Here is a 20,931-nt window from a genome sequence, read left to right as displayed (position 1 = left end):
ATATGAATATTGAACAACATATAACTACTGCGACTATTGCTGCAGTAAAGCAATTATACGGTCAGGATTTACCTGAAAACCAGGTGAATTTGCAAGAAACAAGAATTGAATTCGAAGGGCAGATTACAATCGTTGTATTTCCTGTAGTAAGATTTTCAAAAAAATCACCCGAGGTTACTGCAACTGAATTAGGTGAGTATCTCGTAGCAAACGTTGGAGACGTGACTTCCTTTAATGTCATTAAAGGCTTTTTAAATTTAAGCATTGCAGATGACTATTGGGTGAATCTATTCAATACTGTATTGCTTGATTCATCATTTGGTAAAATAAAACCAAATGGCAAAAAGGTTATGGTGGAGTATTCTTCACCAAATACAAATAAACCATTGCATCTTGGGCATGTTAGAAACAATTTACTAGGGTATTCTGTAGCGGAATTACTTAAAGCCAATGGTTACGAGGTGTTTAAGGTGAATCTTGTAAATGACAGAGGAATTCATATCTGTAAATCAATGCTTGCATGGCAGAAATGGGGTAACGGAGAGACGCCGGAAAGTTCACTCCTTAAAGGTGACCACCTGGTTGGTAAGTACTATGTGATTTTTGATAAGGAATATAAAAAAGAGATTGAAGCACTAAAAACGGAGGGACAAAGCGAGGAGGATGCCAAAAAGAATGCCCCTCTAATCAAAGAAGCTCAAAAGATGCTGCAAGACTGGGAAGCAGGAGATGAAGAAGTAATTGCGCTTTGGAAAAAGATGAATGGCTGGGTTTATGATGGATTTGCTGTAACTTATAGAAATCTGGGTGTCGATTTTGATAAGTACTATTACGAAAGTAATACATACCTGCTTGGTAAAGATACAGTGGAAGAGGGGCTTGCAAAAGGAGTTTTCTTTAAAAAACCAGATGGCTCTGTTTGGATAGACCTGACAGCAGATGGTTTGGATCAAAAGCTTGTATTGAGAGCTGATGGTACTTCTGTATACATTACACAAGATATTGGTACTGCTGAAAAGAAACATGACGACTTCAATATGGACGATTCTATATATGTAGTGGGTAATGAGCAGGATTATCATTTTAAAGTGTTGTTCTTAATTTTAGAAAAACTAGGCAAGAGCTGGGCTAAAGGACTGTACCATTTATCTTATGGAATGGTGGATCTTCCTAGTGGAAAAATGAAGTCAAGAGAAGGGACTGTTGTAGATGCGGATGATCTGATTGCCGAAATGGTAGCTACTGCAAAGCAAAAAACAGAAATGCTTGGTAAGGTTACTAATTTTAGTGAAGAAGAAAAGGATTCCTTATATCATCAAATAGGCCTGGGAGCCCTTAAATACTTTTTGCTGAAGGTTGAGCCTAAGAAACGATTGTTATTTGATCCTTCTGAATCTATTGATTTTCAGGGTAATACCGGGCCATTTATACAGTACACTCATGCGCGAATTAAATCTCTGCTGGGCAAAGCTGGATATGAAAATAGCTCTGCGGTTCTAGATGCGAGCATTACTGCTACAGAACTTGATATGATTATATTATTATCTAAATATCCTTCTGAACTGGTGGCAGCTGCCAAGGTCTATAGTCCTGCGACTTTAGCTAATTATCTATATGAAGTGGCCAAGATGTTCAATAAGTTTTATCATGAGGTTCCACCAATTGTAAAGGAAGAGGATGAGAAAGCTAAACAACACCGATTAAATATCTGTCATGTAACAGCTGGCATATTAAAATCTGGGATGGGAATACTGGGAATTGAAGTTCCGGAAAGAATGTAAAATAAACCCCTAAGCTAAATAGCTTAGGGGTTTATTTTTTAGAAGCCAGCTGTGTAGGTATCAATATATGTTGATCTGTTTTGTATCCAGGTCTTTAGACTGGCTACATCGAGTTTAAAGTTGCCGCTTCCTGTGTTCCATTTCGTATAATCCCTGGCTTTTGAAGGCTCCAATGTTGCGGCGTAATCATCAATATAGGTTAGTAGCTGAGGAAGCTTACTGCTTTTAAAAGCCGCCCATTTTTGTTTAAATAGTGTTTTTACTTTAGGATCTGATAGTAATCTTGAGAAAAATAAAGTCCCGGGAGAGGTTTTCGTTATTGGTAGTAAGGGAGCATTATATTTCGAAAAGTGTTTGTATGAGCCTTCATAACCATAAGCCCAGTCGAAATCCCATAACGGCCCCATAGTATATTTTCCATTTTTTGGTTTATACATATAAGTGCTTTTTGGATGATTTATTTCCTGATTGTCTGTAAGCATGTAGACGATTAAAACATCCGCAAGAATATTGATGTCTATATAGTCTGTATAATTATTGTTTGGAAAAGAAGTAGCTGAAATTGCATTTTCCATTACCTGGAAATCCGTTTTTATGGTATTGAGCTGATCCTGCGTTGTGAGATCAGGATATTTAATCATGACTGGCAGATTATAAGCGGTAGATTTGAACTTCCATGGTTCATCATAATAACTATCCAGTTCGAATAGTGTACCTCCATCTTCTATATTCACCCTGTTCTTTGCTACTGCCACCTGCTCGGTAAAGCTATAACTCCCCATATAAGTTCCATTTACAGTAAGATCCACCGGAATGATATGGTTCGTGTACGGGATATCCAGTAACTGTCCGGTCTTCATAGCTACCGCGTTGAGCATTAACGTAGGGTCTATGTAATTGGCAAGGAGTACCCAATCTTTGTCCTCTGCCAGTCCAAGTAATGCTGCTTTGGAATCCAGTTTCAAGCGATAAGGCTTCTTTGGATAGTTCCATGTAGAATTTCCCCTTCCTTTAATTTTAGTAGTGCCATTGAAATCTTTGAAGGCTGTATTCCCCTCAATTTTTATGGTAGCCGTTAGATAGTCATCTTTTGAAACTACAGGAGCATTTCCTGTTGTGACTATGTAAATATGTGGTACCTCCGATATCCATTTTACTGTTACTGTATATTGTTTTTTAGTTCCGGTTTCTGAGGTTAGGATATAAGTTACAGGTGTAGAAAAATCATTGACCGTTATTCCACTTTGCTGTTTGATCCCGTTTACTGTTACATCGATAGCAGGCGTTGCAAATGTTGCAATAAGCTGTTTTTGAAAATGCTTTAATTCAGAACTTACATTGACATTATTTATAACCAGATTGTAATCCTGTTTTAGATCAGTATTATTTATTCTTAGGAAAGAAAAGGTACTTAGGACAAGGCCGGGATCTGCTTTTATACTGATTGTGACCGGATAATTGGATTCTGAATCATCTTCAGCTTTAATTGTATAAGTAATCTGCTTTGAGAAGTCATTTGATGTTTGTGTTGATTGTTGTTCAATGCTATTAACTAATACTTTTAATCCATTGTGACCAAAAGTAGCTTTTAGATTAGTTAAAGGTACACCTTCAGGAAGTTCAAGGCTGATGTTATTGTTTTCAATTTTAGCATCAATATCTTTAGATATTACCCCATTGTTGTTTTTAGCCTCAATCTTAAAGAATTGAAGCTCTTTGGAGCTATGTTTGATGTCTTGCTTACGGCATGACCATAGTATAGAACTGCCTATGATCAGCAGTAGCAAGTATTTTTTGGTTTGGTTCATTCCTAGGTTTATTTTTCTGTACCCGGTTTAGTGGCTATAGCTTTCTTTTTTCTAAATGTAGGAAATGTCATCGGACTTTTTGTTGGTCTTTCATCGCCTAATAAAACTCCCCACTGTTTAAAAGTTTCTGTTCTGTCAAATATTACTTTCAATACTGCAATTAAAGGCATAGAGAGGAACATGCCAGATACACCGGCTATGCTGCCGCCAATAATCACTCCTAATATGGCAAACAGTGCATTGATTTTTACTTTTGATCCTACTATTCTAGGCATCAAAATGTTATTGTCTAAGAATTGAACAACAGCTATAACACCAAGCACAGTAACAACAGGCCACAGTTCTGTTGACGAAGTAAGTGTGAGCATCACACCGATGACGTTCCCTATTAATGCGCCTACGTAGGGAATCAGGTTTAGAATCGCAAAGATTACACCTATCAGCAGTGCGTGTTTGATTCCTATGAGCAATAATATTCCTCCTAAAAGAATTGTCATATAGGTTACTTGTATCAATAGTCCAACCAGATAATTTTTGATGATAGCCTCAGTTTCATAAATTGCTTCTTTTACTTTTGGATGGTGATCGGTCTTAAACCACATAAAGATAAACCTCAACAGGATGTCTTTGTAAAAGAGCATCAAATAAATGTAAATTGGCAAAAGACCTACGAATACAAATATGGAACTCAGGGTTACTGCGGCACCACTGGCAGCTTTACCAGCTACCCCGAGCAGATCATTGCTTTTTTCATTTATAAACTTGACTTGTTCTGTAGTAGAAAAGTCGCTTATGCTACTTATCCATTTACTGAGTGCATTTAAATGGACGCTTACGTTGTGTTTTATCTGTGGAAAATCATTTACTAGTAATCCAACCTGAGCTGAAAAGAACCAGATGATCAGTCCAAGAAATATAGCGAGCAGGAGTATAGGTAGGATTATAGCAGCAACTTCCGGAAACTTATGTTTAATTAGAAAACGATAAATAGGAAGGAGCACTATGCTGATGAAAAATGCCATAATTACAGGCATGATGATGTTGTTCGCAACTACTAATATTGCAATTACAAGAACTATTCCAAGCAATTCAATAGATCGCTTTACTGTAAGTGGCATGTCTGTCATGGGGAGGATGTTTAGTTTTTCAAAAGTAAAAAGATAGTTAATTCGGGTAGTAACACTCCAAGGTATGAAATGTTTGTCTAGTTTTGCAGATAACTATAATCAAAAAAGAGGCCAGAAGGTAATTCTGGTAAGCAGGAATGATCACAAATGAAACCATAGTAGCTTTATCAACACCGCCCGGAATAGGTGCAATAGGAGTAATTCGTCTATCTGGGAAGGATGCCATCGCAATTACCAATTCAGTGTTTTATGGAAAGGATTTGTCACGGCAGGCTTCTCATACTATACATTTTGGTTTAATTAAAGACGGTAATGTAGTTATAGATGAGGTGCTTGTGTCTTTGTTTATTGCGCCTAAGTCCTATACTAAGGAAAATGTGGTCGAGATCTCATGTCATGGCTCTAATTATATAATTCAGCAGATTATTACCTTACTGATTAAAAAAGGAGCATCTGCTGCCAAACCTGGCGAATTTACATTGCGTGCTTTTTTGAATGGTGGATTGGATTTGTCACAAGCAGAAGCTGTAGCGGATTTGATCTCTTCTGATTCTGCTGCTGCACATAGCGTAGCTATGAACCAATTGAGGGGTGGATTTAGTACAGAACTTAATGTGCTAAGAGAGCAATTGATCCATTTTGCATCTATGATAGAACTTGAACTGGACTTTGCGGAAGAAGATGTAGAATTTGCCAACAGAGATCAATTGCAGGAATTGATAGGTAAAATTACGATTGTTTTAAATAAGCTGATTCGTTCTTTTGAGCTTGGAAATGTGATAAAAGAGGGAATAAATACCGTGATTGCCGGAAGACCAAATGCCGGTAAGTCTACGTTGCTTAATGCTTTGTTAAATGAGGATAGAGCCATTGTAAGTGATATAGCTGGTACAACACGTGACACTATTGAAGAGGTATTGAACATCAATGGGATTAACTTCAGACTGATAGATACGGCCGGAATTAGAGAGGCAACTGATACTATTGAAGCCATAGGCGTTGAAAAAACGATGCAGAAGATTAGCCAATCTGCAGTTTTGGTATATCTATTTGATGTGGTAAATATGTCGGCTACGGAAATCCGGGACGATATCGCCAGCTTATATAGGCCGGGAATGTCGTTTGTTGCTGTGGCGAATAAGATAGATCTATCTTATAGTGATCGTTTAAAAGAGCTTAATTTACCTGCTGATATTCAGTTTATTTCGATATCTGCAAAAGCACATCAACAAATAGAAGAACTAAAGCAATTGCTTTATGAAACTGCTGTAGGAGATAAGCTTTCGGATAATCATACTATGGTTACAAATATTCGTCATGTAGAAGCATTGCAAAGAACTCAGGCAGCATTAAATAGTGTAGCCAATGGATTGGATAATCCGGTGACGTCTGATTTTTTAGCTATGGATATTAAACAGGCTTTGTACTATTTAGGTGAGATCACGGGACAAGTTACAACCGATGATTTGCTGGAAAATATTTTTAGTAAATTCTGTATCGGGAAATAGTACAAGACGTTGAAGTTTGATCCAATATAAATTCTTTAACCATTAATTTGATATCATCCATATATCAATAATACATAAAAATCATCTTTTGCTAGCAGGACATGCTGATACAGGAATACTGTTGAAGGAGTTTTGGAATTTAATCTGGATTAAGTGAAAATCCGACTGATTAGTCCAGATTTTTTTATAAATTTCACAATCAATTAATGTTTGAAGCCAGGGTTTTTTAAAGCTAAAGTACTTTTACCAGCCCAGGTATATTTATAATATTTCAATTGCCGTGGTTATGTATAGACTTGAAAGAGATAATTCGATATCCGTGATAAGTATCCAGGGATTTAGAGAAGGACAACTTGCTGGCCGTGAAGAAATTTTATTTAATGAACTTCATGGTGAAAGAACTATAGAAAAGCCGCATAAGCATGATTTCTTTATCATTAATCTCTTCGACCAGGCCGCCGGTATACATTGTATTGATTCCGTAGATTATGCGATTGGCAACCACCAGGTACATGTATTATTTCCAGGACAAATGCATAAATGGAATATTAAAGCGGGAACAATCGGTTATCAATTGATGGTCGAACGTAATTTTTTTGAAAAGTTTGCTCCGTATTTCAGGTTTTCTTTTACCAACTACCAAAACCATCCGGTGATACAATTGTCGGAAAGTGCTTTCAATCTCTTGTATTATGAGTTTGATGCGATTAAAAATGAGCTGAAAAGAGACCATTCGCTTGTTCATTTGATCAATGCCCGTGCGGCGGTCATTGCGGCAATAGTGAGCAGAGAGGCAGAGGAGGTTTTTACAGAGTTTAGAGTTTACCAATCCAATGCGAGGCTGGCTGCTTTCAACGTGCTAATAGATGAATTCTTTGTGCACCAGAAGTTCGTAACTTATTATGCCGATAAACTTCATATATCTGCCAATTACCTAAACATCTTATGCAAAAAGCATCTGAAAATATCTGCAACCCAGCTTATACAACAACGGGTATGTACGGAAGCAAAAAGACTGCTTCAAAGTACCGGCCTTTCCATTAAGGAAATTGCTTTTGAATTGGGCTTTGTTGACCAGGCATACTTCTCTAATTTTTTTAAAGGGCAAACAGGAATATCACCCACCGAGTTTCGGGATAAAAGATAAATTTCACAAATAATGAGAGGAATCTTTCAAGTATCTCAGCGATCCGGTAATGTACTTTTGTATGCGATATTTTGTTTTCAATCAGAAAAAACAAGAGTTTATCTAAAAATAATTAAGTTAGTGTAATATGGAAAAATCCGGCATATCACGTAAAGATTTCCTTAAAAATTCTGCATTTGGTTTTGCGGGTTTAACGTTTGTTCCAGGAATATTGCAAGCAGAGCCCAAAAACAAAATAGAAGAAACTGATAGTAGGGTTCTAAAATCAGCAAATAGTTATACGTTGAAAAATGTCCGTTTGGAAATTGGTTTTGAGTATGATGCGGATGAAGTAACGGCCACCAAAACGGCACTTTTTTCTATTGATATAGAAAATGGAAAAATAAAAAAAATAAACCCGAACCAGCCAAATTCAAAGGCTACCGATGCGAAAGGTATGCTGATGCTTCCGTCGTTTAGGGATATGCACATCCATCTGGATAAGACTTTTTATGGAAATAAATGGCAATCGGTAAGAAGGAGAGAAGGTGGGGTAAAGGGAATGATTAAACTGGAACAGCAAATTCTACCTGAAATGCTGAAAAATTCTACCTATAAGGCAGAAAAGATGATTGAGCTTCTACAATCAAAAGGAACAGCTTTTGCACGCAGCCACGTGAATATCGAACCAACATCTAAGCTTGAATCATTAAAAAATTTACTGAAAGCCTTAGAAAATAAAAAGAATGTTTTCGGTGCAGAACTGGTAGCCTTTCCACAGCACGGCGTGTTTTATACTGATTCAGTTCCATATCTCAAAGAAGCTGCCAAGATGAACATTGATTTTATTGGTGGCCTAGATCCTTACAGCATTGATGGTGCGATTGAGAAAACAATTGACTTTACAGTACAACTAGCGCTTGACCACAACAAAGGCATTGACATACATCTGCATGAATCAGGTGAATCGGGATTAAAAACGGTAGAATACCTAATTGATAAGGTAAACGAAAATCCGAACTTAAAAGGAAAAACATATGTTAGCCATTGTTTTGTGCTGGGTAAACTGGACAAAACGAAACAGGAAGAAATTGCTGAGAAACTGGCCAATGCTCAAATAGGTATCAACTCTACGATTCCTTTCGGGGGGCTAATCATGCCAATCCCAACTTTGATAAAATATGGCGTAACAGTGATGGCCGGAAATGACAGTATTGTAGATCATTGGAATACATTTGGTACGGGAAGCGTATTACAAAAAGCCAATCTCGCTGCGCAATTATATGGTTATTCTACAGAGTTTGGCTTGTCCAGAATGTTGAAGTTAGCAACTGCGGGACCTCTGCCTTTAGATGACAAAGGTGTGCGCCAATGGCCTAAACCAGGTGATGATGCAAATTTGGTTTTTATTGATGCTACTTGTTCTGCAGAAGCTGTTTCCCGTATGTCGCCAGTGAAATCCCTGATTCATAAAGGGAATATTGTCTTTTAACTATCTAATTTATTATGAGTTAAATTGATGCCTGATAAAGTCGTTGCTTATGGTGGCTTAAAATAAATTAATCTTAACTTTATGCACTATGAGAGTACTTTTACTTGGGTTTGTGCTATTGTTATGCAGCTTCCCGTCATTTGCACAAATAAATACAAAAGCCACTGAGGCCGTGATTACTTTTGGGTTTCGGAACAATGGAAAGGAATCAAGAACTGAACAAAAAATGTTCATTAAAGGAGATATGGTACGCTTAGTACCCCAAGGTAACCAAACAGAACAACAATATCTTCAAATTGCGCAGAAAGCCAGTTATCAAATTCAAAATAGCAATGGAACAATATACACCCTAAAAAAGAGCTTCTCCGAATATGTGAAGGCGGAATTGCTTCCTGGTATAGATACTATACTTGGCATTCCGTGTAAAAAGGCTAAGGTATTTATTCGCTCGAATACTATTGAAGTGTGGTATACAGATATTTTAAAAATAAAGGGAACACCTGGTATTTCTATTGCTCCCGGATTGGGTTTGGTACTTAAGACGATTCGTAACGGAAATGCTGAAACGATTGCTAAAAAAATAGAATACCGTACGGTATCCCCAGAAGAAATTGCCTGGCCAAAGACCTGGGGTATCGTCGTAGATGAACCTACTTATCAGAGACAAATAATTGAAAGCCGTTATAAAACACTAAATATTTTCAATAACGAACAGATTAGCTTTGGTAATAAAATAGAAAATCCTGATGGTGAACAATCTAATGCCACCTATCATTTTTCAGGTGGTACAATCATCTTAAAGAAAGTGAAATTGCCGGAGACAAAAGCTGGACAGCAGTTATTTGTCGAATTGGTGCAAAGATCTAATGGCGATGCATATGACCGTACCGGATCAGTATTTATGATTCCTACTGATAAATCAGTTTCTTACCTGAATGCGCTAAAAAATGGCATTCAGGCCTTGCCCGTATACTCTGCTAGAAACGGGAAGAAATACCAGGGTGTTACTGCTACAGATGGCTATTTACCACCATTGGAATTAATGCGTTTTTTTACATCTTTTGGAGTAGGTCATTTTAATGCCCAGGCAAAAATAAAAGGGTATAACTGGGCGGACAGTGTAGTTTACAAACAAGATATAACAGCCCTGTTGCCAAAATTACAAGGCGAGGTATGGCTTGGCGTCTTTATTGGAAATTATGATAAAGGGGGACATAAAGCCAGTTTATATTTCAAATATTACCCTGGTTATGAAGGTGAAGGTGAAAAGGAACAAAAGAAATGGGTAATGCCTGTTTTTAATACTACTAATCTGATGGAGATGTCTGGACAGGAATATGGAACTATGTTCGATCAGGATTCATTAACCGTAACTGTTGACGTTCCACAAGATGTAAAGAACCTTAAACTGAGATACCTTACAACAGGTCATGGCGGCTGGGGTGGAGGAGACGAATTTGTGCCAAAACAAAATGAGGTCTTTTTGGACGGCAAGAGAGTTTATCATTTCATTCCCTGGAGAGAAGACTGCGCTACGTATCGTTTTTTAAATCCTGCATCCGGCAACTTTGGCAATGGCCTTTCTTCTTCTGATCTTAGCCGGTCTAACTGGTGTCCGGGAACAATTACTTTACCTGTAGAAATCCCATTGCCCGATCTTAAGCCTGGAAAACATACACTTAAGGTCGCAATTCCGCTCGGCAAGCCGGAAGGTGGAAGTTTTAGTGCATGGAATGTATCGGGAACGCTAATCGGAGATAGGGAATAACGATAATAGAGCAGAACCTTATAATTCTTATCATAGATCAATGATAAGCCATTTACTGCTCTGTAATTTTGTGTTAAATTAAAAACTCAGAAAAATGAAATTAAAAATCAACTCAATTTTTTTATTAGTAGCAGTATTGTCATTGTCTGCTTTCAAAAAGCCAGCTAAGCCAGTAAGTTATGTAGTAGACGCAGAAAAATCAAATATTACCTGGCTTGGTAAAAAGGTTACGGGATCACATAATGGAACAATTTCTTTAAAATCAGGGTCACTGAAGGTTGATGGGAAAAGTGTAATAGGTGGTAACTTCGTGATTGATATGACTTCAATTAAAGATGCTGATGGCAGCGAAAAATTAGAAGGACACTTGAAAGCAGATGATTTTTTCGGTTCAATTAAGTTTCCTACTTCGACTTTTGCAATCACTAAAGTTACTGGTAAAGGGGCTAATATAACAGTTTCAGGTAACTTAACTATTAAAGGGATTACTAAACCCTTAAGCTTCCCTGCAACTGTTACTGTTAATGGTGACGGAACTGTATCAGCATTAGCGGGTAAAATTACTGTTGACAGGACTAAATATGACATCAGATATGGTTCTAAATCATTCTTTGACAGCATTGGTGATAAAGCAATTGATGATACCTTCGAAATCGGAGTGAAATTAATAGCGAAAAAATAGTTGCCGTTCAATTGAAATTTAAAAGCCTGCTCCATTTAGAGCTGGCTTTTTTTGTAAGTATGCAGTCTTCGGTGTTTCCATCAAACCAATTTATGTTGATTTGAGATTTTCATTTACCTTATACCTCGGTCAAATGAAACTAATAGTTGTATAAGCTTGTTTCGATTCTTCGTACTCATTGAAATGTCCATGGGCAAATAAATAAGTTTTTCCAATGTTAGGTCTTCTATATTAGGAGTAAACTTTGGCTCCCCTTGTTTTATGAGACTGGATGCTTTTTGTGAAGCGTCAAAACCGTTGGTACGTAAATAATTGATTAGGCTATTGGGATCTTGAGTTTCAATGGGCAACACCCAATGAGTATGTTTTTTATTTAGAATGCCGATTTTATAGTTTTGTGGAATGTGTTGTAAAATATCGTTAGCGAATAGTATTCTTGCCGTAATATTTTGCTGATTAAAGTCATTCAGTTTTTTTTGCAATAGTTTCTTGTTTGGCAGACAAGGACGATAACGTATTTTTTTGAGGATATCATCACCTGTGAAACCCTTGGTGAAGTTCGATAATACCTCATCAAAATCCTTATTCATCACTTTTATAAGATTATAGAATCCAGTATAAATAGACTTGTAGGTGAGAAGTTTTATCAATAGAACTTTAAATAGTTTATTGGTAAATATAGATATCCGCTGTTTTTCATATTGTTGGTTTCTAATTGAGGCATCTGTATACAAGTCATTATCCTTTATATTTAGCATCGCCCCACTGACAGCTGTATTCGTTTTAATAAGCCCAAAACTAAACATTATCGCATCTGTTGTCGGATTGCCTTCATATAGGTTACCCGCATAAGCCTGAGCGCAATCTTCAAATACGAATAGGTTGTGTTTTTTTGCAATGTTATTTATTTCATTTGTTTCCATAATAGCACCGAAAAGATGGGTAATCAATACCGCCTTAGTTGAAGGTGTTATCGCAGATTCTAAATGTGCAGGTGATATATTTAATGTATGTTTATTTACAGGCAGTGGAACCGCTATCAGCTTGTGGGCTGCGATGATTTTGAACATATCAGGGATATTGATGTCTGTTACCAAGATCTCGGAACCTGCTGGCAGATTTAAACTACTTAGAATCAAATCGAAGCCTGTACGTACAGAAAGGCAAGTTATAATATTGCTTTTTTTCTGACGACTATCTGCTCTTTCAGACTTAAAGTAGCTGGTGAAACAATACAAAATACCAGTAAGTAAATCTTTATTGCTAATATATAGCTTTCCCCTGGGTATCATGGTTGCAAGATATTAAAAGTTTAGTGTCTTATTGAGGATATAGGTACAATCTCACGCCTATTTTTTCCTGTATACTTTTGTGTAGTATTAATTAACAATTTGTTTAGCTTAATTAAACATTTGTTTCTTTTTTTTGCACCTTAGCGTAATCACTAAAACAAAACACAAAATGAAAAAAGGAAATATTATAATTTTTGATGGTGCAGACAAACCAATGCGTTCTGATATAAAGACAGTTCCAGAACTACAGGAAGGGGAGGTGTTGATAGAAAACCTTTATACTACTCTATGTGGTAGTGATTTACATACTTTTTGTGGATTAAGAAATGAGAAGACACCTACAGTATTGGGGCATGAAATCGTTGGTCGTATACTGAAATTTGAAGAGACGCATAACAGGTTAGATTATCTTGGAAATACTTTAAAAGAAGGTGATGTTGTTACCTGGACTATATTCAGTTCAGATCCAAATTCTGAATGGACAGCACTTGGAATGCCACAGAAGGCCAACAGTTTGTTTAAATATGGTCATGCGCAGATAAAGGGCGATGATGCATTCCATGGTGGATTAAGTGATTATTGCATTTTGAAAAAGGACACGGTCATACTCCGAATTCCTGAAGACTTACCGCTTCCCATAGCCGCAACAATTAATTGTGCAATAGCCACCGTTTCAGGAGGCCTAAGGCTAGCCGGCGATCTTAATGGGAAGAATGTGATGATTACCGGTATGGGGCTGCTTGGGATTATTTGCGGAGCCATGTGCAAAGACGCTGGCGCAGCGGTAGTATGGGCAACAGATATTAATGAAGCCAGACTCGAACAATCCAGATCATTCGGAGTTGATAAGACTTTCCTTTTGAATGAAAATGACACTGATTTTGAAAATTCATTAAAAGAGACCTTTCCGAAAAATGGTGTAGATGTGGTTTTCGATATGAGTGGAGCCCCATTGGCCATGGAATTTGGAGTTAAATCTTTGGCAGTAGGTGGAATCGCCATATGGATTGGAGGCGTATTTCATTCGCGCCCTATACAAATAGATGCAGAGCAGGTTATTCGTAAATTAATCAGTATCAAAGGGCTGCACAATTACAATTATGAGGATTTTGTTTCCGCAGTTGATTTTATCACAAGAAATTACAGGAAATATCCTTTTGATGATATTGTTTCAAAAGAGTTTGCTCTTCTGGATGCCCAGGAAGCATTTCAATATGCTGTAAAACACAAGCCACTTCGAGTGGGTATTCGAATTTCAAAATAACTATATAAAAAAATGGCTAAAAAATTTAGAAATCAGCAATGGGTTATGTTGCTCATTTGCATGTTGTGTTATCTGTTTTTTTATACCGGAAGGCATAATTTTGGGTGGGCGGTAAAGGATATGTCAAAAGAATTGAATATCGGTTATGCACAAGTAGGATGGATAAGTTTCTCCATGCTGATTGGTTATGCAGTGGGTCAATTCATTAACGGGAATTTGGCGGACCGATTCAGTGCCAGGTTTATGGTGGTTACTGGAGCCTATCTGTCTGTATGTATGAATATAGCCATTAGCTTTTCACAATCTGCAGGGCTGATCATGATTTTCTGGGCATTCAATGGTTATTTTCAGTCTATGGCGTGGGCTCCTAGTAGTAAGGTGATTTCGAACTGGTGGTCCAAAGAAGAAAAAGGAAAGGCTTTTGGATTATTTACGATGTCTGCGGGGTTATCATCCGCTGTAACGTATTTGCTTTCTATTGTAATGATTCAACAACATATGGAATGGAGAATGTTGTTTCGTTTACCTGTTTTGTTGTTATTAGTGGTCGCCACGATTTATTTATGGGTAATAAGAGATAAGCCGTCGTTGCTTGGTTTTCAGGAATTTGAAGAAAACAGGTCTGAACCGTCCGCACCGAAAGAAGATTGGGTGCGCCGATATAAAGTTGTTTTTAACAATAAGGGCTTTATGATGGCCTCGCTTTCTTTTGCATTTGAAAGCATGGCCAGATACGGTCTTATTTTTTGGGTTCCAGTACATTATCTTGGTGAGAATTGGAAAGCGAACCCAAGTTATTTGTGGGTAACCTTTTTGCTTCCAATAGGCATGGCAACGGGTGCACTTTCCTTTGGGATATTGTCAGACTCATTATTTAAGCGTAACAGAATTGCTTCTATTAGATTTGGTATGTTAATTAGTGCCGGACTGGCATTACTAATTTATTTATTGCCAGCAGAGAATATCATTGTGGGCGCTGTATTGATGTTTTTTGTCGGTTTCTTTGTTTATGGGCCTCAAGCCAATTTCTGGACTTTAAGTCCGGAGATGCTCGGAAATAAATATACTGGCACTGGAATCGGACTAATGAATATGTGTGGTTATGTATTTGCGGCTTTAGGTGAACCGATGTTTGGACATGTCATTGACTTGTTGGGCAACTCTGATGTCATATTTATAATAGTCTCTGTAATCTGCTTACTTTCTGCTATAGTAATCTCCCTGGTTAAAGTGAATAAAATGCCTTATCTGACTAAAATTCCAGTGTCTTAGTCAGATAAGGCATCGCTTTTAATTTTCAATAAAATCCAGTTCAGCAATAGTTACTGTTTTTCCATCGCCAGCTATCACTTTAGGAGTTAAGCGAACGAACTGGCTATCGATAGGTGCTTTAAAATAATGAATTCGTCTTACAGGATCATTTATCAAGTTGCCAAATTCAAAGCTTTCAGCATCTACCCACGTCTTCCCATCTTTACTGATTTGTATAATTCCACTTTGTATCATGCCATCGCTATTTTCTTTTTGCGGTGTATAAGCAAATCCTTTTAAAACGGTAAGTTTTCCTAGATCTATAGCAATAGGATCTATTGATCCTTCTTTGGAATGCCAGTATGTTCGATCGTTTTCATCAATTGCATTGGGTGGGCTGTTGCGGCTTTGTTTTTCGCTACTGCCATTAAGAATTTTCCAATGGCTTTTTGTCATTCCAAATAGACTTGTATTTACTGAACCCTTTACATTTTTCGAATAACTTACTGCTTTAACTTCACGGCTGTTTATTAAAAAAGGCTGAGTATATTTCAAACTAGAACTAGTAGGTTCAGTTCCGTCAGTAGTATAATAAATTTGAACATCTGTGCTTAGATTTTGTGCTGCATGTTCTCCGTGTGGTTTCCAGTTAAACTCTTGCTCAAAGGGAGTAAGTTTAACAAATCCATTTAGGTCTCTGGAGAATTGAATTTGGGGTGGCCTGCTAATATAATAGTGGGCAGTGATATTGCTAATTGCTGGAATGGCGCGGGATTTTAATATACGTATCCTAAATTTTCCTGAGGTAATTTCAGGAAAACGCAGGATTCTTTTGTAGCCTATATTTGTACCTTTGGCTATTTCTTTCCATTGATTGTTTATCCACGCATCTAACGCATGTAGTTCTACGCGTTCACCGTGTGTCGCAATTGCCTCTTGTATAACTAGCCTGTTTATGGTGATGGGAGAAGGTGTTGATAACAAAACTTGATTGTTATTCAGAAGGTATGTGCTGGTATTTTGATCTAAAATTTCTTTTGGTCCAGATGCCTTGCTCAAGAGGTTTTTGCCATAGGTCTCTTTTATTCTCTTGCCTACCTCATTTAATACCTGTACATCTGTGGACGAAAACTTTCCATCACGGTTAGGCGGAATGTTAAGTAAAAAAGTGGAGTTGCCACCTGTTGAACGTTCATAAATATCAAACACATCGTCTGCACTTCTTACCTTCTGCTTGTTATCGTCTCTATAGAACCATCCTTCTCTTATTGAAGTATTGGTTTCTGCTTGCTGATAGTGTAAAAATTTACCTTTATAAAGATTGTTTCTGTTTCCAAGTGAATCCTCAGTCAAATCAGCGAAGTTATTCATTAGTTTTGGGTCTTCGAGATAAGGGATTACATTCCATTCGGTATTTCTGGTTTTTCCAGCTTCGTTACCACACCATCTGATATCTTCTTTCCCAAAGATTACTGCATTCGGAGCCAGGGTGTTAATTAGCTTTTTCCATGCCATATAATTATACTGCTGACCACCCTTTGTTTTTGGATGTGCACCATCAAACCATACTTCATCAATGCGACCATACTCTGTAAGCAGTTCATAAAGCTGGTTCATGAAATATTCATTATAATCGTCGGCTTCAAATTCAAAAGTTTTTTTGTTGACAAATGGTCTTCCAGGAACAACTCTAGGGATTGTTCTTTTTGTATACTTACTTAAGTTTCCGTATAAGCCTGCAGGATTCTCTATCTGATATAAATCAGCAGGGGATAGGTATACCCCTAGTTTTAGTCCATATTTTTTACAAGATGCAGAAAGGTCTTTTAGGATGTCTCCCTTACCATTTTTATAGTCAGTGGACATAATACCGTGTTTAGTATAGCGGCTTTGCCACAAAACAAAACCGTCGTGGTGTTTTACGGTAATAATTACCATCTTCATTCCTGCCGACTTGATAGCTTCGCACCATTGATCGGTATGAAGTTCCTTTAGATCAAAAATTTTAGGATCTTCTAAGCCATTACCCCATTCCATTCTGGTAAAAGTATTAGGCCCAAAATGTATGAATGCAATAAATTCATTTTTTAATGCTTCATATTGATTTTTTGTGGGGACAACGTTTGCTGCCTTTTGTATGATCATTTCCTTACTATCCCCAATGTCGATTGGAATAGTATTTTTAGTTCGCGTAGCTGTTGTTTTGTTTTGGCCTGCAACGCTTAATGTTATTGTTGTAAGTAGTAAAAAGATTAATATTTTCATTGTGTATTTGGTTAATATGTATTGCTTAAATTTCATCATCTAAAACCAAAATGGCTTTGATAAGTGTTTGATCCTGATTTGTAAAACTTAAATTTGGGTCTCCAAATTTTAACCTGTGGGTAATGTAGTCCTTGGTTTTAATCTTTCCATTTTGTATACAGGAGATCACATGCTTGAAATCTTCAGGTAAAGCATTTCTACTACTCATTAGCGTAGCTTCTTTTTTGTGGAAGCCTGGATGATTGATACTTATTTCTTCCTTTTGCAGACCTATAATTACGAAACGTCCCCCATGTGCCAGGTAATTAACTGCATTATTGATCGCCTTAATATTGCCTGTACAATCCAGAATAACGGTAGGCATATCCTTGTTGGTAAATTCCCTTAGTTTTTCGATAATATCATCTTCATCAGGATTGATGGTGTAAGGAATGCCCAACTTGTTTTTACAAAAGTCTAATCGTTTCTGATTTTTATCCATTGCAATTACCTTGGCTCCAGCTATAATTGCGAAATTCATTGTTGCAATGCCGATTGGACCTGCGCCCATGACCAATATGAATTCTCCCTGTTTAATTTGAGCTCTGCTGATCCCGTGCGCTCCAATGGCTAGGGGCTCAACCAAAACCAATTCATCTTCCCTTAATTTATTCCCAGATATAATTGAATAGTCTGGTACTAAAATATATGAACACATAGCGCCGTCTGTGTGAACACCTAATACTTGAAGTTGTTCACAGCAATTTGTCTTATGAGATCTGCAGGCAATGCATTTACCGCAATAGAAATATGGGCTTACTGTTACTTTTTCTCCAATAACGAAGCCACTATCTGGTTCCGTATCGGCAATTTCAGCTGAAATTTCATGTCCCAATATTCTTGGATATTCGAAATAAGGCTGTGTCCCGTCAAAGGCGTGATAGTCTGTTCCGCAAATGCCAACACTATTAATTTTCAATATACTGTGTTCTTTTTTTAAAGCGGGCATTTGAACTTCTATATATTCCAATGCTCCTGGAGTTTTACATACAAGTGCTTTCATTTATATTATAATTTAAGACATAAAGAAAGGTTCTTTCAGCTATAAAAGAGAGTTGAATTTAACTGATTATTAAGTCAAATTAACATCTTTATAGATATTCTTCCTTTTTTGGGCATATTTTTATTATAATCGTAGTTTATGAAACCACTCCATTTGAAAGTTCCAGGTAGTGTAGATCAGTCTTTCTGTATTAGAAAAGATATGATCCCCAACATTAATAATAGATGGCATTACCATACGGAAATTGAATTGATCTGTTTTCATAAAGGCACAGGTACTCAGTTTGTTGGCGATGATATAAAGAGATTTGGACCTGGAGATATAGTCTTAGTCGGTAGTGATTTACCTCATTACTGGCGTTATGATATACCTTGTTTTGAGGATAAAGCCTCGCAGGAACCTTATTCAACGGTAATTCATTTTAGTCCTAATTTTATAGGAGAACGGTTTTTATTTCTGCCAGAAGCAAAATCGATAAAAGATGTGCTGGATAAGGCCAGACGCGGCATCCTGATCAAAGGAAATGAGGCTACAAAGATTGCTGCTTTTATTGAACAAATCTACAGAAGCGAGGGGATGGCTAAAATAATAGGACTTCTTACGTGTTTAATGCATATTTCAAATCTGCCGCAGCCGGATTTACTTTCCTCTATGGGCTTTAGGTATGACTTTCGGGAATCTGAGAACGAAAGAATGAGTAATATTTACAATTTTGCTTTGAATAATTTCAAGAAAAAGATTCAACTTGAAGAAATCGCAGCAGTTGCAGACCTTGTTCCAAACTCATTTTGCAGATATTTTAAAACTCGCACAGGAAAGACATTTTCTAGATTTCTAATTGATATCCGGATAGGTTACGCATGCAAACTGATTCTCGAGAATAAAATGGGAGTCAAGCAAGTATGTTTTGAGTCAGGATTTTATAATTTCTCTTCTTTTCATAAATGCTTTAAAATGATCACGGGTAAAACGCCAAAAACATATCGGCAAACTCACCTCATTGATTAATTGGATTTTTGTACAAAACCTCCAGATTACTTTAATAGCAGATTAATTAATACACCAATCATTGCTGAAGAGGCAAAGCTAACCAAGGTTCCCACTAATACGTATTCTGTTTTTAGTTGAGTATTGGCTTCTTTTTCGCTGAACCTTAAAATTGATTTTGCTGTCATTAAAAAACCAATTGCTGTATATTGAGCCATCAGCACAAAAGTCAGTATGAGTATTCTTTCACAAATGCCAATCCATTTGCCTGCACTAGCTAATCCAAGCTCTTGTTCTTCTGTAGTTTTAGTGATTTCAGGTAATGCTGGAGTTTGATTTTCTTCGGTTATATCATCACTTTTATTTAAGGTCAATTTTTCTTTTTCACGACTAATCTGATCACGCCATTTTTGTGTTGCTTTTCCTATGATGATTCCTAATGGCCAGCTTACAAATAAATAACCTGCTGAAACCACCCAAAATTTTGTATTGCTGAATAATTGAGCTTTGAATGGCAGAATGTTTACCCAGATGTTTTCAATGGAAAGCCACAAAATCACTATAACAAGTAAATGGGCCAGTTGATCGGCAATAAAATAGCTGAATTTATCTTTGTTTGTTTTTGATTTTATATAATCGATAAACAGATGGGTGCTGAATATCACTAATGGAATGACCAAGTTATCATAAAGCCCCGAGAAGAGATAAGCAACTATCGTAGTTATAATAACATGTATATATAGCTTCGAAGATTTTCCCTTTTTTTGTTCTCTGTCAGTCACCCAGCTTTTTGGCTGTAATACAAAATCAGTCAAAAGATGTGCAATAACTAATCTCAATAGTAAGTTTATTTCCATTATTTCTGTTCTATTAAGTTTGCAATATATTTGATTGTGGCTTCAACTTCCTTCCATCCAGCTGATTTTAACCTCCCGTTAACTGAGGGCTGAGATAAAGAAAGTGTTTCTGCAGTTTCCTGCTGGGTTTTGCCTTCTAGTAGAAGAAAAATTACTTCTGCTTGTCCCTTCGTCCATTTGCCTATGTATTTATTGATGAAGCCAAGAATTATTTCAATGCCGGCATTCTTGTTTTCATCTGCTGTATGGATGGATAAGTATTCACTATCTTTCATGGTATCGAAGTTTCTTCCTGACAGGTGGAACGCTTCTCCATCTGAGTTGAGAACATTTTTGCCTAAATAAGAAATCTCACCAACACCTATAGAGATGCGTGTGCTCAAATATATTTTGTTATTCTCATCTGAATGTTTTTTGAACCAGCATATTAGTTGTATACTTTTTGTTATGGCCTCGAAAATTTCATCAAATAATACCTGATAGCTATCTCCCCTAAATATTTCTGCTTCACCTTTTTCCTTAGTCCATGTTTTTAAAAGCACTTCTGTATTTTCAATTAATTGTTGTCTTTTAATCGCAGATAACTTTGTGAAGTTGATGATATCTCCTGTTATAACAGCTTGTTTTTTCATACCCATCATTTATGTAATAATAAATATAGGGATTTTATTCTATATATTA

General features: G+C 36.9%; 16 protein-coding genes. 9 read left to right on the top strand and 7 right to left on the bottom strand.

All coding sequences use genetic code 11. The features are described from left to right. The first annotated feature begins 2 nt into the window (after positions 1-2). Entirely contained in the window at positions 3-1,781 is a 1,779-nt protein-coding gene (gene argS, locus R2Q78_RS02740) for an arginine--tRNA ligase (protein WP_316788643.1), read from the top strand. 38 nt (positions 1,782-1,819) lie between these two features. On the opposite strand, the gene R2Q78_RS02735 is transcribed toward argS, so the two are convergent. Next, complete coding sequence (locus tag R2Q78_RS02735; protein ID WP_316788640.1) at positions 1,820-3,589, bottom strand: CotH kinase family protein; 1,770 nt, start codon at positions 3,587-3,589, stop codon at positions 1,820-1,822. A gap of 8 nt (positions 3,590-3,597) precedes the next feature. Continuing rightward, positions 3,598-4,716, bottom strand: a complete 1,119-nt coding sequence (locus R2Q78_RS02730) for an AI-2E family transporter (protein WP_316788638.1) — start codon at positions 4,714-4,716, stop codon at positions 3,598-3,600. A 137-nt stretch (positions 4,717-4,853) separates the two neighbouring features. On the opposite strand from R2Q78_RS02730, the gene mnmE reads away from it, so the two are divergent. The 5 genes from mnmE (at position 4,854) to R2Q78_RS02705 (ending at position 11,292) form a co-directional block, all read left to right on the top strand. Next, positions 4,854-6,224, top strand: coding sequence for a tRNA uridine-5-carboxymethylaminomethyl(34) synthesis GTPase MnmE (mnmE, locus tag R2Q78_RS02725; protein ID WP_316788636.1), 1,371 nt, complete (start codon positions 4,854-4,856; stop codon positions 6,222-6,224). A 286-nt stretch (positions 6,225-6,510) separates the two neighbouring features. Further along, positions 6,511-7,371 carry a helix-turn-helix domain-containing protein gene (locus R2Q78_RS02720; RefSeq protein WP_316788634.1) on the top strand — a complete coding sequence of 287 codons (861 nt, stop codon included), beginning with the start codon at positions 6,511-6,513 and terminating at the stop codon, positions 7,369-7,371. Positions 7,372-7,498: 127 nt separating this feature from the next. Beyond that, the gene (locus R2Q78_RS02715) at positions 7,499-8,842 is read left to right on the top strand and encodes an amidohydrolase (protein ID WP_316788632.1); all 1,344 of its coding nucleotides are present in this window, start codon (positions 7,499-7,501) and stop codon (positions 8,840-8,842) included. An 88-nt stretch (positions 8,843-8,930) separates the two neighbouring features. Continuing rightward, on the top strand, positions 8,931-10,610 hold the full coding sequence (locus R2Q78_RS02710; protein WP_316788630.1) for a PNGase F N-terminal domain-containing protein: 1,680 nt from the start codon (positions 8,931-8,933) through the stop codon (positions 10,608-10,610). Positions 10,611-10,704: 94 nt separating this feature from the next. Further along, entirely contained in the window at positions 10,705-11,292 is a 588-nt protein-coding gene (locus R2Q78_RS02705; protein WP_316788629.1) for a YceI family protein, read from the top strand. A 113-nt stretch (positions 11,293-11,405) separates the two neighbouring features. Here the strand turns inward: R2Q78_RS02705 and R2Q78_RS02700 are convergent, their stop codons facing one another. Continuing rightward, the gene (locus tag R2Q78_RS02700) at positions 11,406-12,584 is read right to left on the bottom strand and encodes an aminotransferase class V-fold PLP-dependent enzyme (protein ID WP_316788627.1); all 1,179 of its coding nucleotides are present in this window, start codon (positions 12,582-12,584) and stop codon (positions 11,406-11,408) included. Between the two features lie 169 nt (positions 12,585-12,753). On the opposite strand from R2Q78_RS02700, the gene R2Q78_RS02695 reads away from it, so the two are divergent. Next, positions 12,754-13,848, top strand: coding sequence for a zinc-binding dehydrogenase (locus R2Q78_RS02695; RefSeq protein WP_316788625.1), 1,095 nt, complete (start codon positions 12,754-12,756; stop codon positions 13,846-13,848). 12 nt (positions 13,849-13,860) lie between these two features. Continuing rightward, entirely contained in the window at positions 13,861-15,120 is a 1,260-nt protein-coding gene (locus R2Q78_RS02690) for an MFS transporter (protein ID WP_316788623.1), read from the top strand. Between the two features lie 18 nt (positions 15,121-15,138). On the opposite strand, the gene R2Q78_RS02685 is transcribed toward R2Q78_RS02690, so the two are convergent. Together R2Q78_RS02685 and R2Q78_RS02680 are read right to left on the bottom strand one after the other, a co-directional pair. Then, positions 15,139-17,364: an alpha-L-fucosidase gene (locus tag R2Q78_RS02685; RefSeq protein ID WP_316788621.1), complete on the bottom strand. Its 2,226-nt coding sequence runs from the start codon at positions 17,362-17,364 to the stop codon at positions 15,139-15,141. Between the two features lie 25 nt (positions 17,365-17,389). After that, positions 17,390-18,406: a zinc-binding alcohol dehydrogenase family protein gene (locus R2Q78_RS02680; protein ID WP_316788619.1), complete on the bottom strand. Its 1,017-nt coding sequence runs from the start codon at positions 18,404-18,406 to the stop codon at positions 17,390-17,392. A 138-nt stretch (positions 18,407-18,544) separates the two neighbouring features. Here R2Q78_RS02680 and R2Q78_RS02675 point away from each other — a divergent pair, with 138 nt between their 5' ends. After that, a complete protein-coding gene (locus tag R2Q78_RS02675; RefSeq protein ID WP_316788618.1) occupies positions 18,545-19,414 on the top strand; it encodes an AraC family transcriptional regulator in 870 nt (289 codons plus the stop codon). A gap of 26 nt (positions 19,415-19,440) precedes the next feature. Here R2Q78_RS02675 and R2Q78_RS02670 read toward each other — a convergent pair whose 3' ends face one another. Together R2Q78_RS02670 and R2Q78_RS02665 are read right to left on the bottom strand one after the other, a co-directional pair. Further along, a complete protein-coding gene (locus R2Q78_RS02670) occupies positions 19,441-20,250 on the bottom strand; it encodes a DUF3307 domain-containing protein (protein WP_316788617.1) in 810 nt (269 codons plus the stop codon). Beyond that, positions 20,250-20,882: a hypothetical protein gene (locus R2Q78_RS02665; protein WP_316788616.1), complete on the bottom strand. Its 633-nt coding sequence runs from the start codon at positions 20,880-20,882 to the stop codon at positions 20,250-20,252. The genes R2Q78_RS02670 and R2Q78_RS02665 overlap by 1 nt, the downstream gene beginning before the upstream one ends. Between the last annotated feature and the right edge of the window lie 49 nt (positions 20,883-20,931).

It is taken from the genome of Pedobacter frigoris, assembly GCF_032678645.1.
Classification (GTDB): domain Bacteria; phylum Bacteroidota; class Bacteroidia; order Sphingobacteriales; family Sphingobacteriaceae; genus Pedobacter; species Pedobacter frigoris_A.
This window is presented reverse-complemented; position numbering and strand designations above follow the sequence as displayed.